The following is a 14588-nucleotide window of genomic DNA, read 5'->3' on the forward strand; positions in this document are numbered from 1 at the left end:
TCGATAGCGGAATCGTCTTGCGGCCTGATGGTCGTTAAGCGTTGTGGGTATCTTCGTTTATTGCACGTGAACCCTGCAGATTTGCGGACCAAAGACGCTTGATGGTTACAATTTTTGCTGTTTTGATGCAGATTGATTGGATAGTCTGTCAACTTGGCGTTGATTGACGGCACAGGGCAACTGATGTCTGGTTGCCTGGGAATTAACAAACTGATCACCTGCTTAGACGGGTGGCACACCGACAAATGGGAGAAGTCGATGAAATTACGTAAAACTCTGATGGGGATTGCCGGCGCTGCTGTCGCTGCGACCTTGATGGCGACCACCGCCATGGCGCAGGAAGTCACGTTGCGCATGCATCAGTTCCTGCCACCACAGGCCAATGTGCCAAAGCTGGTATTGGACGTCTGGGCGGATAAGGTTGAAGCGGCAAGCGAAGGGCGCATCAAGATCGAGCGTTACCCCTCCATGCAACTGGGCGGTAAGCCACCGGAGCTGATGGATCAGGCCATCGATGGCGTTGCCGACATCGTCTGGACCGTGGTTGGATATACGCCGGGTCGTTACCCATCGACCGAGGTGTTTGAACTGCCGTTCATGATGACAAATGCCCGTGCGATGTCTTCTGCCTATTGGCAGATGTTCGAAAAACACATGAAGGACACAGAGTTCAAGGATGTGCATATCCTTGGCACATGGGTACACGGCCCCGGCATGATCCACGTCAACAAAGAGGTCAAAACGCCCTCTGATATGGAAGGCCTGAAAATCCGTGGTGGCTCCCGTCTGGTGAACCAGCTGCTGGAAAAAGTCGGCTCAACTCCGGTTGGGATGCCGGTGCCCGCGGTTCCAGAAGGTCTGTCCAAAGGTGTAATCGACGGGACAACGATCCCTTGGGAAGTAACCGCCGCCCTCAAAGTGCCAGAGCTGGTGTCGAATCACACTGAGTTTGAAGGCAACGCGCTTTATGTGCTGACCTTTGTTCTGGCGATGAACAAGGACCGCTATGAAGGGCTGCCTGCGGATCTGCAAAAGGTGATCGATGACAACTCCGGCCTTGAGTTCTCTATCTTTGCCGGTGGCACACAGGCCGACAGTGACATTCCTGCCCGTCAGGCCGCTGTGGACCGTGGCAATACCATCGTGACCGTCAGCGGTGACGATGTGCAGGCATGGCGCGATGTGGCCCAGCCGATCTATGATGAATGGATCGCTGATATGAAGGGTAAAGGCATCGACGGTCAGGCATTGATCGATGAAGCCCGCGCTCTGATGGACGCTTACGACAAATAAGCTTTGATCCAGAAAAATAACCTGCGTCAGCGACGAGCCGGCGCAGGTTTTTTATGACAAGTGAGTTCCCTATGCACCGCGCCGTACACTCCCTTGCCCGTTTAACTGCATTGGCCGGGGGGCTCGTTCTGATCGCGTTGATCGTGCTGACGTCCTTGTCGATTGTGGGACGGGCCATCAATAAATTCCTGCACAATGACTTCTTCTCCCAAAGCTTTACCGGGCCTGCACAATGGCTTCTCGATCTGGGGGTCGGAGAGATCAACGGCAGCTATGAAGTTCTTGAAGCGGGGGTCGCTTTTGCGATTTTTTCCTTCCTGCCGCTCTGTCAGTTCTACGGGGCTCACGCGACAGTTGATGTCTTTACCTCGATGTTGTCGCGGGGGGTAAACCGTTGGATCGCCGCTTTTTGGGAGGTGGTGCTGGCCGCGACGATCATTCTGGTCATCTGGCGTCTGTATGAGGGCATGCTGCGTTATCTCGGGAATGGTGAAACCACCTTGTTCTTGCAGTTTCCGGTCTGGTGGGCCTATGCCGCCAGCTTTGCCGCTGGTGTCGTGGCCTGCATTGTTGCGGTCTATTGTGCGGTCGTGCGGATAGTCGAGGCGTTGGGCAATCGTAACATCCTGCCTTCCGAGAATGGGGAACACTGATATGAGCAATCTTGAACTGGGCTTTTATTCCTTCCCTGTCTTGCTGTTGATGGTATTTTTGCGCGCGCCTATTGGCCTTGCGATGCTGCTTTGCGGTTTTGGAGGCTGGTATTTTGCCATGGGGGGTAATCCCACACCGCTGCTGGCCAAGATGAAATCAGAGACCTACACCACCTTTTCCAGCTACTCGCTGAGCATCATTCCGATGTTTCTGCTGATGGGGCAATTCGCGACCCTTTCGGGCATGTCGCAGGCGCTGTTCAAGGCAGCGGAGGGGTTTCTGGGCCACCGGCGTGGCGGCGTAGCAATGGCGGCGGTTGGTGCTTGTGCGGGCTTTGGCGCGATCTGCGGATCGTCACTCGCCACGGCTGCAACCATGTCCAAGGTCGCCCTGCCGGAATTGAAACGCTATGGCTATTCCGGCGGTTTCTCGACGGCGACTTTGGCCGCTGGTGGTACATTGGGTATCCTGATCCCGCCGTCTGTGATCCTTGTGATCTATGCCATCCTGACGGAACAGAACATCGCCAAGCTGTTCCTTGCTGCATTCATTCCCGGCATTCTGGCCGCTGTTGGCTATATGTTGACGATTTCGATCTATGTGCGCCTGCATCCCGATGCGGCGGGCACCCGCGCGCCAATCCCGATGGCGGAGCGGTTTCGTGCCCTTGCTGATTGCTGGCCGGTGCTGACGATCTTTATCGTTGTGGTTGGCGGTATCTATGCTGGTTGGTTCACCCCTACCGAAGGGTCTGCCATTGGGGCAGCAGGCACCGGCATTGCGGCTTTGATGTCCGGCAGTCTGAACTGGAAAGTTCTGGGTGAAAGCCTGCTGGGGACAGCGCGCACTACCGGTATGATCTTTTTCATCGTGCTGGGCGCAGGGTTCTACAACGGGTTTCTGGCCCTCTCCGGTGTGCCACAGTTCATGGCCGGATGGGTGGTCGAGCAGGGGTATTCACCCTTGCTCGTGCTCTGCGTGATCCTTGTCTTTTACGTGGTGTTCGGGTGCCTGATGGACAGCCTGTCGATGATCCTGTTGACGGTGCCGATCTTCTTTCCTGTCATCATGGCAATGGATTTCGGCATGTCGCCGGAACATGTGGCGATCTGGTTTGGTATCCTTGTGCTGATTGTGGTCGAGGTCGGGCTGATCACACCGCCGGTGGGGATGAACCTGTTCATCATCAACTCGATGGATCGGGAAACCCCGATGACACAAACCTATCGCGCGGTGATGTACTTTGTCGGCTCCGACATTGTGCGCGTGGTGATCCTGGTCGCCTTTCCCGCGATTACCTTGTTCCTTCTGCCCGGATAAGCAAAATGCCGCGTGGCGATATGCTGCGCGGCATTAAAATGCACCAGAGCCGTTTCACCGTTGCCACTGCTCCCTCAAGCTGCACAATGTTGCGAAAAGACGGGAGGGACCGATGCCATCTGTTCACGCCAATGCGGCGCAGTATTTTGTTGACCGCCACATCACTGAAGGGCGAGGTGACAAACTGGCCTATGTTGAGGCCGAGACAGGGCGCGCGCTGAGTTTTTCACAGATGGCACGGGGGGCGGGGCAGGTTGCCGGTGCCCTTTTGCAGGCTGGTTTCCGCCCCGAAGAACGCGCGGCAGTGCTGGTTCTGGACCAGATCGAATTCCCGCAAATCTTTTGGGGTGCGCTGAAATGTGGCGTGGTGCCGGTGCCGCTGAACACATTGCTGGCCACGCCGGTTTATGACGTCATCCTGCGCGACAGCCGCGCCGCGATCCTGTTTGTCTCGGCCCCGCTTTGGGATGTGGTGGCACCCGCGGTGGCGGACAACCCCTATATCCGGCAGGTGGTTGTCATTGGCGACGCGCCCGAGGGTATGACGACCTTCGACGGCTTTATCAAAGACGCCCCCACAGTTAAAACCGCTGCCGTTAGCAAGGACGAGGTTGCCTTCTGGCTCTATTCCTCCGGTTCGACCGGTCAGCCCAAAGGCGTGGCGCATGTTCACTCTGCCCTTCAGGCGACGGCAGATACCTATGGGGCGCAGGTGCTGGGCATCCGGGAGGATGACGTTGTGCTTTCTGCTGCCAAGTTCTTTTTCGCCTATGGGTTGGGCAATGAAATGACCTTTCCGCTTTCGGTCGGGGCCACCAGCGTGCTGTTCACTGGCCGTCCAACACCAACGGGGATGCTTGACACGATCACCAGCCATCAACCGACGATCTTCTGCGGTGTGCCGACATTATTCGCGGCGATGGTGGCGCAGATGGACGAAACTGGCCCGCCCAAATCCCGTATGCGGATCTGTATTTCCGCTGGCGAAGCCCTGCCCGAAGACGTGAGCAAACGCTGGGAAAAACACACCGGTGTCGGCATTCTCGACGGGGTTGGATCAACCGAGATGCTGCATATCTTCCTGAGCAACCGCGCGGGTGACATTGTGCATGGCACCTCTGGCGTTGCGGTGCCGGGATATGAATTGCGACTGGTGGACGAAAAAGGCGAAGAGGTAGGCACCGGCGAGATTGGCGAGTTGTTGGTCAACGGGGCCTCGGCGGCCAATTGTTACTGGAACCAGCGTGACAAAAGCCGCGCAACCTTTGAAGGGGTCTGGACCCGCACCGGCGATAAATACGAACGCCGGGCAGACGGGCGGCTGATCTATTGTGGTCGCACCGATGATATGTTCAAGGTCTCGGGCATCTGGCTGTCACCCTTCGAGGTTGAAAGCGCCTTGGTCGATCATCCGCGTGTTCTGGAAGCGGCAGTGGTGGCACATCGGGATGCGGACGGGCTGGAAAAACCCAAGGCCTATATCGTGGTGCAATCCGGTGAGGTGGATCAGCCTTTGAAGGACGAGCTGAAGGCACAGGTGAAAAACAAAATCGGCCTGTGGAAATACCCGCGCTGGATCGAAGGGGTGACAGAGCTGCCCAAGACCGCCACGGGAAAAATTCAGCGCTTCAAGCTGCGCGAGGAGGCGTGATGGCACTGCAATGGGCAGAGACACCACAGGCGCGGATGCAGGTGCAGGGCAAGGCACTTGAATACGCTTGCTGGGGGCCACCCCCAGATCAGGCACCCACTCTGGTATTGCTGCACGAGGGGTTGGGATCGGTCGCGCAATGGAAGGGGCTGCCGCAGGCACTGGCCAAGGCCACGGGATTTGGCGTCTTTGCCTATTCACGGGCGGGCTACGGGGCGTCAGATTCTGTCGCGCTGCCCCGCCCGCTGGATTACATGACCCGCGAGGCGGAAGAGACGCTGGGCGCGGTGATGGACGCGGCTGGCATCATGCAGGCGGTGCTGCTGGGCCATTCGGATGGGGCAACAATTGCCACGATCTATGGGGGTTCTGTGTCTGACATGCGGGTGCGCGGGCTGGTGTTGATTGCGCCGCATTTCTTTGCTGAGGCATCTGGTCTGGACGCGATCCACGCGGCGGGCACAGCCTACCGCGAGGGTGATCTGCGGGCGAAATTGGCCAAGTATCACAGAGATGTAGATGTGGCGTTTCATGGCTGGCATGATGCCTGGACCGACCCGGATTTTACCAAATGGAACGTTGCGGATGTGATTGATCATCTGCGCATTCCTGTGCTGGCCATTCAGGGGCGTGACGATCCCTATGGTACAGTGGCGCAGATTGACGAGATCGAGACGCGGATCTATGCGCCGATTGAAACGGTGATCCTTGAGGGCTGCGGCCATGCCCCGCATCTGGAAAAACCGGATGTGACCTTGGCCGCGATCCACGAATTTTGCGCCCGTCTATGGCGGTTGGAGCAGCAAGAAGTCGCCATTGCCTGATCCGGTGGCACCGATCCCGATGCCGCCACATGCCTATGTGCCCGGGCAAAATACCCGACATCCAGAAGATTGGTTTGATGGCATTAAAAGCAGTCTGCAGACTGGTATCCCGCTGGCTGACCTGCAGCATACCCAAGCGTTTCGCGCCGGGATGATCTATCTTGACGCGGGCTTTTATTGGGAATGTCACGAGGTGCTGGAAGCCGTGTGGATGCAGACCCCGGCGGCCACTCCAGAGCGCGAGATGGTGCAGGCTCTGATCCAACTGGCCAATGCGCAGTTGAAAATCCTGATGGCGCGGCCCCATGCGGCAGAACGGCTGTGCGATATGGTTGAGGATCACATGGACAAATGCGCCAGCTCTGCGCCGATTCTGGGTGTGAAACCCGCGCAGGTGCGGGCCCGAGTTAAGAAGCTGCGCCTGTTTCTTGACCCTGAATAAGAGGTTTTCTGCATGATAGTGCAGAAAGGGCGATAAATTGGTGGGCTTGCCCGTATTGGTCTTGGGGGTGGATGAAATATAATACGCAAAATTATATTCTCGACCAACAGGGGCCTCTGTATGACCAAGGTTATCGATTTTCAGACCGATCCGTCCAAGTACCGCCACTGGAAGGTTGAATACGATAGCCCGATTGCCTGGCTGTCGATGGATGTCGATGAAAAAGGCGGGCTGTTTGATGGCTATGAGCTGAAACTGAACAGCTATGATCTGGGCGTTGATATCGAGCTTTCGGATGTGGTGCAGCGGATGCGGTTCGAACACCCCGAGGTGAAGGTTGTGGTGATGCGCTCTGCCAAGGACAAGGTGTTCTGCGCCGGTGCCAATATCCGCATGCTGGGCGGCGCACCTCATGCGCATAAGGTCAATTTTTGCAAATTCACCAATGAGACCCGCAACACCTATGAGGCGGCATTGGCGGACAGCGGGCAAAACTATATCTGCGCCATCAAAGGAGCCTGTGCCGGTGGCGGTTACGAGCTGGCGCTGGCCTGTAACCACCTGATGCTGACGGATGATTCAACCTCTTCTGTGGCCCTGCCAGAGGTGCCTTTGCTGGCTGTTTTGCCGGGCACCGGCGGGCTGACCCGCGTGACCGACAAACGCAAGGTGCGGCGCGATCTGGCGGATGTGTTCTGTTCCATCGAGGAAGGTGTGAAAGGCAAACGCGCGGTCGAATGGCGGCTGGTTGATGAGGTATTCCCGAACTCCACATTTGATGAAAAAGTGGCCGAGCGGGCGAAACAGCTGGCAGATGACTCCACCAAAGCAGATGTTGCCAAAGGCATTGAGCTGACCCCGATCACCCGCAGCTTTGCCGAAGACAGCATCCGTTATTCCACCATCGAAGTTGCGCTTGATCGCAAGCAAATGCGGGCAACTGTGAGGGTCAAAGGGCCGGATGCTGCCGCCCCCGCTGACATGACCGTGTTTGAGGCTGAAGGTGCAGAGGCATGGATGCTGCGCTGCGCGCGCGAATTGGACGATGCAATCCTGCACCTGCGCAATAATGAAAAAGAGCTGGGGCTGATCGAGTTTCAGACACAGGGCGACCCTGAGATCCTATTGGCCCATGAGGCGCTGTTGTTGGAAAACTGTGACCACTGGCTGGCCAATGAGGTGCTGCATTACTGGAAACGGCTGCTGAAACGCATCGATATGACCTCGCGCAGCTTGGTCGCGATTGTCGAACACGGGTCCTGTTTTGCGGGGCCATTGGCCGAACTGCTCTGGGCGGTGGACCGCAGCTATATGATGCTGGAAGAGTTTGACGATGATGACCGCCCGCTGGCGGTGATCACCCTGTCCGACGGGAATTTCGGCACTTACAAAATGAGCAACGATCTGACCCGATTGGAAACCCGCTTCCTTGGTACGCCAGAGCAGGTTGAAAAACTGCGCAGCGCGATTGGAGAGGCGCTGGAGGCCGATGCCGCCGAGGAGCTGGGCCTGATCACCTATGCCTACGATGATATCGATTGGGAGGATGAGGTGCGCCTGTTCATGGAAGAACGCGCCAGCTTTAGCCCGGATGCGATGACAGGGATGGAAGCCAACCTGCGGTTTGCCGGACCAGAGACCATGGAAACCCGGATTTTCGGGCGCCTGACCGCGTGGCAGAACTGGATTTTCCAACGCCCCAATGCGGTGGGAGAAGAGGGCGCGCTGCAACGCTACGGCACAGGTGTGCGCGGCAAATACAATATGGAACGTGTGTAACGGGCACGGATTTTTTGAAAAATCCGGCCCAAATTCTTCAAAAGAATTTGACCCCCAACTGGAGGAAACCAATGCTCGATCTGATCAACGTAAGCTATGACACGCAAATCCCAAACAATGTGGGTCTGTCTGAAGACAAGAAGGTATTGAAAGCGCTGGAGAAATGGCACCCCGGTTATATCAACTGGTGGAATGATCTGATCCCGCAGAACTTTCAGGAAAGCATGGTCTATTTGCGTACCGCGGTCAGCGTTGACCCAAAGGGCTGGGCGAAATTCGATTACGTCAAAATGCCCGAATACCGTTGGGGTGTTCTGCTGGCACCCGCCGTCGAGGACCGTAAAATCCCGATGGGCGAACACATGGGTGAACCCGCCTGGCAGGAAGTGCCCGGTGAATACCGAAATATGTTGAAACGCCTGATCGTGATCCAAGGGGACACTGAACCGGGGTCGGTTGAGCAGCAACGCTTTCTGGGCCTGACCGCGCCGTCACTTTACGACATGCGCAACCTGTTTCAGGTGAACGTAGAGGAAGGCCGGCACCTTTGGGCAATGGTCTATCTACTGCAAAAGTATTTTGGCCGTGATGGCCGCGAAGAGGCGAATGATCTTTTGGTCCGCTCCTCCGGTGACGAAGATGCGCCGCGCATGTTGGGCGCGTTTAACGAGGAAACACCGGATTGGCTGTCCTTTTTCATGTTCACCTATTTCACTGACCGTGATGGCAAGATGCAGCTGGAAAGCCTGGCGCAATCGGGGTTCGACCCGCTGTCGCGCACCTGCCGTTTCATGCTGACCGAGGAAGCGCATCATATGTTTGTGGGTGAAACCGGCGTGGGCCGCACCATTCAGGCTACACTTGAGGCAATGAACAAGCACGGCATCACCGACCCCTATGACATCAACAAGATCCGCGATCTGGGGGTGATCGACCTGCCGACGATCCAGAAAAAGCTGAACCTTCATTACACGCTGTCGCTTGATCTGTTCGGTCAGGAAGTGTCGACCAATGCCGCCAATGCCTTCAACTATGGCATCAAGGGGCGGTATATGGAGCAGCGGATTGATGATGATCACCAGCTCAAGAATGACACATATCCGGTGACCTCGATCAAGGATGGTAAAATCCTGACCGAAGACGTGCCTGCGTTGACCGCGATCAACATGCGCCTGCGGGATGACTACGTGCGGGATGCGGCCGGTGGTGTGGGGCGCTGGAACAAGCTGATTGCCAAATCCGGCGTCGAGTTCGAATTGAAGCTGCCGCATGAAGGGTTTCACCGCCAGATCGGTGTCTTCTCGACTGTAGCAGTCAGCCCCGAGGGGGATGTGATTTCAGCAGATGAATGGCACCAGCGCCGCGACGAATGGCTGCCGACCAAAGCGGATGGCGATTACATCCAGTCGCTGATGGTGCCTTGCTATGAGCCGGGTAAATATGCCTCCTGGATTGCCGCGCCCAAAGTCGGGATCGATAACAAGCCGGGTGATTACGAATATGTTAAGCTGCACATGGCTTAAGGCATCGCCGCCGCCCCCTGTTTGACATGGCCTGCGGGGGGCGCCGGTCAATCGAAAAAGGGAGTTCATTTCATGCAAGCTCAACAAGCTATCGGCTATGCGCCCCGCACCCGGGCACTGGCCCGCGATCTTGAGGCCCAGCACGTGGTCTGCGTCGGGTGTGACGACTGTAAGGGCATCTGTCAGGCGCTTCTGGATTCGATCTTGATCCCGAACCTGATCCTGAAAGACCGCAACCCATGAACCAGCCCGTCAAACAGCACCTGATCGACCCAGAGATTTGTATTCGTTGTTATACCTGCGAAATGACCTGCCCGATTGGCGCGATTGAACATGACGATATGAATGTCGTGGTGAACGCCGAGATTTGCAATTTTTGCATGGACTGCATCCCAGTCTGCCCGACCGGCTCGATCGACGAATGGCGCGTTGTGGCAGAGCCCTACACGCTGGAACAGCAATACGAGATGGACGAACTGCCAGAGCAGGAAGACATCGAAGTGGCCGCCGAAACGGAAACGGCTGATCCAATCGCGGCCCTGCTGGCCGAGGCGCATAAAGGGGCAGGCGGCAAGGCCAAAGCACCGGCGTCAGCGGCCAAACCCGCAATCAACATGTATAATCTTGGCAAACCTGCAACCATGAAAGTGCAGGGCAATTATCGCCTGACCGATGATCCCGATCATGATGTACGCCACATCATCCTTGATCCCGGCGCGCTGCCGTTTCCCGTGCTGGAAGGGCAATCCGTGGGCATCATCCCACCCGGCACCGATGCCGATGGCAATGCGCATCTGCCACGGCTCTATTCAGTTTCCAGCCCGCGAGACGGGGAGCGCCCTGGCTATCACAATATTTCGCTGACGGTGAAACGCGAGGAAAAGGGGCTTGCCTCGAACTTCCTGTGTGATTTGAAACTGGGCGACAGCGTCGAGGTCACCGGCCCCTTTGGTGCAACCTTCCTGTTGCCCTCAACCCCTGATGCGCATTTGCTGCTGATCTGTACCGGCACCGGCTCTGCGCCGATGCGGGCCTTCACCATGCAGCGCCAGCGCAGCGGGGCCACAGGCGGCATGACGATGTTCTTCGGCGCACGTAGCCCAGAAAGCCTGCCATACTTCGGCCCGCTCAAGAAAATTCCTGACAGCCTGTTGAAAAAGCATCTGGTGTTCAGCCGTCTGCCGGATCAGGATAAGGAATATGTACAGGACCGGATGATTGCCGAACAAGACAGCATCGCGGAAATCCTGCAAGATGATAAAACCCATATCTATATCTGCGGTTTGCGCGGGATGGAGGAAGGGGTGGAGCTTGCCCTGACCTCAATCGCGGAAAGCACGGGGCAACAATGGACTGCTTTGCGTGACGCCATGCGCGAGGATGGCCGGTATCATGTGGAGACCTATTGAATGAGCGCGCCCTTTATCCATCCGATCAACGTGACATGGGGGGATTGTGACCCGGCGCGCATCGCCTATACAGCGCGATTACCGTATTTTGCGCTGGATGCGATTAATGCATGGTGGGAGGCGCATTTTGACGGCGAGGGTTGGTTCCAGATGGAAATTGACCGCAACGTCGGCACGCCTTTTGTGCGGATGGAGTTGAATTTCCAAAGTCCTGTAACGCCGCGCCATACCTTGATGTGTGAAACCTTTCCAACAAAGTTGGGGACCAAATCGATCACCTTTGCCGTCAATGCCTCGCAAGACGGGGTCTTGTGTTTTGAGGGTAGTTTTACCTGTGTTTTCACCATCGCGGATAAGTTCAAAAGCCAGCCCGCACCCGACTATATGCGCCATGTGATTGAGCCGTTGATACGTGATGCATAAGTGCGTGCCGAAAACCGGGCGGCGGGGCCACGCATGACCCAACAGGTAGCCAAGATGAGCAGATCATCATCCAAGCCACCGGATCCCGGAACCCGGATGATCCAGACCCTTGCGGCCAAGGTCGCGATGCTGCGCAAGCAACGCGGCCTGTCCCGGCGCGTCTTGTCAGAGCGGTCCGGCGTATCACCACGCTATCTGGCCCAGCTGGAAGCGGGCGAGGGCAATATTTCTGTGCTGCTGTTGCAACGGGTGGCAGGGGCGCTGGACGTGCGGATAGAGGCCTTGCTGACCGAACAGGCCCCGCTGGATCATGATGTCTTGCGGGTGGCGGCACTTTATCATCAGGCCCCTGAGGAGGTGCAGCAACGTGTGTGCAGCATGCTTGCCCCGCAAAACCCACGCCTGTTGCGGGCGGGGCGTATCTGTCTGATCGGGCTGCGCGGGGCGGGAAAATCGACGCTAGGCGCACGGGCGGGACAGGCGTTGGGCATCCCCTTTGTCGAATTGAACCGCGAGGTTGAGGCGGCAGCGGATATGCCGCTGGCCGAGGTGATGGCGTTTTACGGCGAGGCGGGATATCGCAAGCTGGAAGCCGAGGCGCTAGAGCGGGTCAGTGCACGGCACGACCGGATGATTTTGGCTGTGGCTGGCGGGATCGTGGCCGAAGAAAGCACCTTTGCCCATCTGCTTGAGCGGTTTCATACTGTCTGGATCAGGACCAGCCCGGCTGAACATATGCAGCGGGTACGCGGGCAGGGGGATCACCGCCCGATGCAAGGCAATCCCGCAGCCATGGCACATCTCAAGGATCTGTTGCAGGCGCGGTCCCCACTTTATGAGCGTGCCGAAGCGCAGGTTGATACCTCAAACCGCACGGTTGGGTCCTCGTTGAACACATTGCTGGCGGCGGTGGCCAAACACCAGTTTCTTGATATCGGAAGATGACCACCGAAACGGCGGTGCAAGCCGTGCAGGATGCCTTTTGGCAGGCGGGTGCGTATCTGTTGTATCACCATACCAACCCTTGGGAGCTGGACGAGGCGCTGTGCGGCTGGGGCTATGATATGGGCCCTTGTGAGGCGCAGGATCTACTGGGGTTGGACAAGGTGCTGGCGCGCAATCCTGAAAGAACGGTGCCGATCCTGCCGCGCATGGTGGCCGAAGGGCGTCTGGGCAAGGGCGGGGGCGTTGGGTATTATCGTTATCCCGGTGGCGGTGGCGCGGTGATTGACCCGCTGATTGAGGATCTGATCCTTGAGGAAGCATGGTTCGGCAAGGTCACACGCGTTGCCCTGTCCGACGCGGCGCTTGTTGCGGCAATGCATGATGCTTTGCGCCCGATCTCTGCGCGGCTGCGTGCAGAGGGGATGGATGAGGACACGCTGATCCGGCTGTTGCACTGTGCCATCCACTTCCCGTTGGGCAAGGTGCCTGACTGGCTTTGATGCTACCGTTCGACCAAATCCGAATGGCGAAAACGAAAAGGGCCGCGCAATGCGCAGCCCTTTCCCGATATGTTAAACCTGATTTAGGTCCATGCCATCCGTGCTGGATGGTACTCAAAGCCGATGTGGTGCTCTGCGCCAACCAGACCCTCTTTGGTGTGGTTGTAGAGAGAGCGCCAATATGGCTGGATCGTTACGCCATCTTCCTGCATCAGCGCCTGACCCTTGGCCATGATCTCGCGGCGGGCTTCGACGTCTGCGGTTGCAAGCGCTTCGGTCAGAAGGGCATCGAAAGCCTCGCTTGAATAACCGGCTTCGTTCCAGGCTTCACCAGAACGATAGGCAAGGGCCCAGATCTGGACACCCAGCGGACGTGCGTTCCAGTTGGTCGAGGAGAACGGATATTTCGTCCAGTCGTTCCAGAAGGTGGAACCCGGCAGGATTGTCCGTTTGACCTTGATGCCCGCGTCACGCAACTGGGCTGCCACCGCATCGGTGGTGTCCTTGCGCCATGCATCGTCAATCGAGAACAGCTCGTGCTCGTAATCGCCCATGCCCGCTTCATCCATCAGGGCCTTGGCCGCAGCCGGATCAACCTTGCGGGGTGGAATTTCCGCAAATTCGGGGTGCATCGGGCCGACATGGTGGTTGTCGGCAACGATACCACGACCGGCATAGCCAAGCTCAAGCAGCACTTCGTTGTCTACAGCCATTGCGATGGCCTGCCGCACGCGCTTGTCCTCATAGGGTTTCTTGCCGTCAACTTCGGCCAGCTGGTTGGGGCGGATCACAATCGTCGCCGCCGTGGCGATGGAGTTCTCGACCCAGCCGTCCAGTGTGGACATGATGTCGATGTATTCACCTTCCATGGAATAATGCGCATCCACTTCTTCTGCTTCGGATGCTGCGATCCACGCGGAAGGGTCTGTGCCGTAGTCAATGTATTCCAGACGGTCGATGTAGGGACCACCGTAGACTTCGGTGCCCCACCATGTGTGGTCGGTGTTCTTAACCAGCACCCCTTTAACGCCGACTTCCAGCGACTCTGGCAGGTAAGGGCCGGTGCCGACTGGGTTTTCAACCATCTTCTCTGCGTCAAAAGAGCTATGGGTGATCGCCGCAGGGTAATCCGCCATGCCGGGGATCAGGGTGATGTCAGAGACAGGCAGTTTCAGTGAAACAGTGTGGCTGTCTGTTGCGGTGATTGCGCCCTCAATCGCCTGACCGGTGGCTTCGTCGATCAGCGTGGCAAAACGGCCGGCCATGGAATTGCCTTCCAGAGACTTGTCACACCAGCCTTTGATGTTGCGCACAACGTCATCCGCGGTGAAGTCGTCACCATTGTTCCACTTCACGCCCTTGCGAACGTTCAGGGTGTATTCGGTCGCATCATCGTTGATTTCCCAGCTTTCCAGCAGGGCAGGGGTAAAGGTACCATCGTTTTCCCAAATGGCGAGGTATTCAAGCCAGCCGCGGGAAAAGTTCGCGATTTGTGACCAGTCATAGGTGCGCGGATCCTTGAGCGCGCGCACTTCCATCTGGAAACGTACGGTGCCGCCTTCCTTATGGCCCGCTGCCTGTGCCGGCGCAGGCATGCCGATCATCGCATAAGCAGTTGCGGTTGTTGCACCAAAGGCGCTGGCCAGCGCCAGAAACTCGCGGCGGTTGACCGGGTCTTTTTTGGCGGCTTCGGCAGAATCAAGAACGGATTGTGGCAGGGGGGTCCCGTTACGTGTCAAAAAACTCATTATTCTTCCTCTTCTGTTGTCGCGGTCCCTTGGGCCCACAAGTAGGTGATGCGGTTCTTCGCCGTCGTTATTGTGCT

14 protein-coding genes are annotated in these 14588 nt (G+C 57.3%); 13 read left to right on the top strand and 1 reads right to left on the bottom strand.

The window, feature by feature from the left end; translation table 11 throughout:
- Nucleotides 1–258: 258 nt before the first annotated feature.
- From QQL78_RS00305 to QQL78_RS00365, 13 genes are all read left to right on the top strand, one after another.
- On the top strand, nt 259–1293 hold the full coding sequence (locus QQL78_RS00305; protein ID WP_284369416.1) for a TRAP transporter substrate-binding protein: 1035 nt from the start codon (nt 259–261) through the stop codon (nt 1291–1293).
- Nucleotides 1294–1364: 71 nt separating this feature from the next.
- Nucleotides 1365–1946, top strand: a complete 582-nt coding sequence (locus tag QQL78_RS00310; RefSeq protein ID WP_284369418.1) for a TRAP transporter small permease — start codon at nt 1365–1367, stop codon at nt 1944–1946.
- A 1-nt stretch (nt 1947) separates the two neighbouring features.
- Nucleotides 1948–3267: a TRAP transporter large permease gene (locus tag QQL78_RS00315; protein WP_284369420.1), complete on the top strand. Its 1320-nt coding sequence runs from the start codon at nt 1948–1950 to the stop codon at nt 3265–3267.
- 112 nt (nt 3268–3379) lie between these two features.
- Nucleotides 3380–4918 (top strand): benzoate-CoA ligase family protein, encoded by a 1539-nt coding sequence (locus tag QQL78_RS00320; protein WP_284369422.1) that lies wholly within the window; start codon nt 3380–3382, stop codon nt 4916–4918.
- Entirely contained in the window at nt 4918–5742 is an 825-nt protein-coding gene (locus tag QQL78_RS00325) for an alpha/beta fold hydrolase (RefSeq protein WP_284369424.1), read from the top strand. Before QQL78_RS00320 ends, QQL78_RS00325 begins: the two co-directional genes overlap by 1 nt.
- Nucleotides 5735–6184, top strand: a complete 450-nt coding sequence (locus tag QQL78_RS00330) for a DUF309 domain-containing protein (protein ID WP_284369426.1) — start codon at nt 5735–5737, stop codon at nt 6182–6184. The genes QQL78_RS00325 and QQL78_RS00330 overlap by 8 nt, the downstream gene beginning before the upstream one ends.
- Nucleotides 6185–6304: 120 nt before the next feature.
- Nucleotides 6305–7963: a 2,3-epoxybenzoyl-CoA dihydrolase gene (gene boxC, locus QQL78_RS00335; RefSeq protein WP_284369428.1), complete on the top strand. Its 1659-nt coding sequence runs from the start codon at nt 6305–6307 to the stop codon at nt 7961–7963.
- A 71-nt stretch (nt 7964–8034) separates the two neighbouring features.
- Nucleotides 8035–9486 (top strand): benzoyl-CoA 2,3-epoxidase subunit BoxB, encoded by a 1452-nt coding sequence (boxB, locus tag QQL78_RS00340; protein WP_284369430.1) that lies wholly within the window; start codon nt 8035–8037, stop codon nt 9484–9486.
- A gap of 72 nt (nt 9487–9558) precedes the next feature.
- Nucleotides 9559–9729 carry a hypothetical protein gene (locus tag QQL78_RS00345; protein WP_284369432.1) on the top strand — a complete coding sequence of 57 codons (171 nt, stop codon included), beginning with the start codon at nt 9559–9561 and terminating at the stop codon, nt 9727–9729.
- Entirely contained in the window at nt 9726–10895 is a 1170-nt protein-coding gene (boxA, locus tag QQL78_RS00350; protein ID WP_284369434.1) for a benzoyl-CoA 2,3-epoxidase subunit BoxA, read from the top strand. The genes QQL78_RS00345 and boxA overlap by 4 nt, the downstream gene beginning before the upstream one ends.
- A complete protein-coding gene (locus tag QQL78_RS00355; protein ID WP_284369435.1) occupies nt 10896–11318 on the top strand; it encodes an acyl-CoA thioesterase in 423 nt (140 codons plus the stop codon). It begins immediately after the preceding gene.
- A 54-nt stretch (nt 11319–11372) separates the two neighbouring features.
- Nucleotides 11373–12263, top strand: a complete 891-nt coding sequence (locus tag QQL78_RS00360; protein WP_284369437.1) for a helix-turn-helix transcriptional regulator — start codon at nt 11373–11375, stop codon at nt 12261–12263.
- Nucleotides 12260–12763, top strand: coding sequence for a 3-hydroxyacyl-CoA dehydrogenase family protein (locus QQL78_RS00365; RefSeq protein ID WP_284369439.1), 504 nt, complete (start codon nt 12260–12262; stop codon nt 12761–12763). The genes QQL78_RS00360 and QQL78_RS00365 overlap by 4 nt, the downstream gene beginning before the upstream one ends.
- An 83-nt stretch (nt 12764–12846) precedes the next feature.
- Here QQL78_RS00365 and QQL78_RS00370 read toward each other — a convergent pair whose 3' ends face one another.
- Nucleotides 12847–14511 carry an ABC transporter substrate-binding protein gene (locus QQL78_RS00370; protein WP_284369441.1) on the bottom strand — a complete coding sequence of 555 codons (1665 nt, stop codon included), beginning with the start codon at nt 14509–14511 and terminating at the stop codon, nt 12847–12849.
- Nucleotides 14512–14588 lie beyond the last annotated feature (77 nt).

This window comes from Sulfitobacter pacificus, from assembly GCF_030159975.1.
GTDB lineage: Bacteria > Pseudomonadota > Alphaproteobacteria > Rhodobacterales > Rhodobacteraceae > Sulfitobacter > Sulfitobacter pacificus.

What these genes read in the sequence shown, in the direction of transcription:
- QQL78_RS00305 (WP_284369416.1), top strand. Translation starts at nt 259, where the DNA reads ATGAAATTACGTAAAACTCTGATGGGGATTGCCGGCGCTGCTGTCGCT.
- QQL78_RS00310 (WP_284369418.1), top strand. Translation starts at nt 1,365, where the DNA reads ATGCACCGCGCCGTACACTCCCTTGCCCGTTTAACTGCATTGGCCGGG.
- QQL78_RS00315 (WP_284369420.1), top strand. Translation starts at nt 1,948, where the DNA reads ATGAGCAATCTTGAACTGGGCTTTTATTCCTTCCCTGTCTTGCTGTTG.
- QQL78_RS00320 (WP_284369422.1), top strand. Translation starts at nt 3,380, where the DNA reads ATGCCATCTGTTCACGCCAATGCGGCGCAGTATTTTGTTGACCGCCAC.
- QQL78_RS00325 (WP_284369424.1), top strand. Translation starts at nt 4,918, where the DNA reads ATGGCACTGCAATGGGCAGAGACACCACAGGCGCGGATGCAGGTGCAG.
- boxC (WP_284369428.1), top strand. Translation starts at nt 6,305, where the DNA reads ATGACCAAGGTTATCGATTTTCAGACCGATCCGTCCAAGTACCGCCAC.
- boxB (WP_284369430.1), top strand. Translation starts at nt 8,035, where the DNA reads ATGCTCGATCTGATCAACGTAAGCTATGACACGCAAATCCCAAACAAT.
- QQL78_RS00345 (WP_284369432.1), top strand. Translation starts at nt 9,559, where the DNA reads ATGCAAGCTCAACAAGCTATCGGCTATGCGCCCCGCACCCGGGCACTG.
- boxA (WP_284369434.1), top strand. Translation starts at nt 9,726, where the DNA reads ATGAACCAGCCCGTCAAACAGCACCTGATCGACCCAGAGATTTGTATT.
- QQL78_RS00355 (WP_284369435.1), top strand. Translation starts at nt 10,896, where the DNA reads ATGAGCGCGCCCTTTATCCATCCGATCAACGTGACATGGGGGGATTGT.
- QQL78_RS00360 (WP_284369437.1), top strand. Translation starts at nt 11,373, where the DNA reads ATGAGCAGATCATCATCCAAGCCACCGGATCCCGGAACCCGGATGATC.
- QQL78_RS00365 (WP_284369439.1), top strand. Translation starts at nt 12,260, where the DNA reads ATGACCACCGAAACGGCGGTGCAAGCCGTGCAGGATGCCTTTTGGCAG.
- QQL78_RS00370 (WP_284369441.1), bottom strand. Translation starts at nt 14,511, where the DNA reads ATGAGTTTTTTGACACGTAACGGGACCCCCCTGCCACAATCCGTTCTT.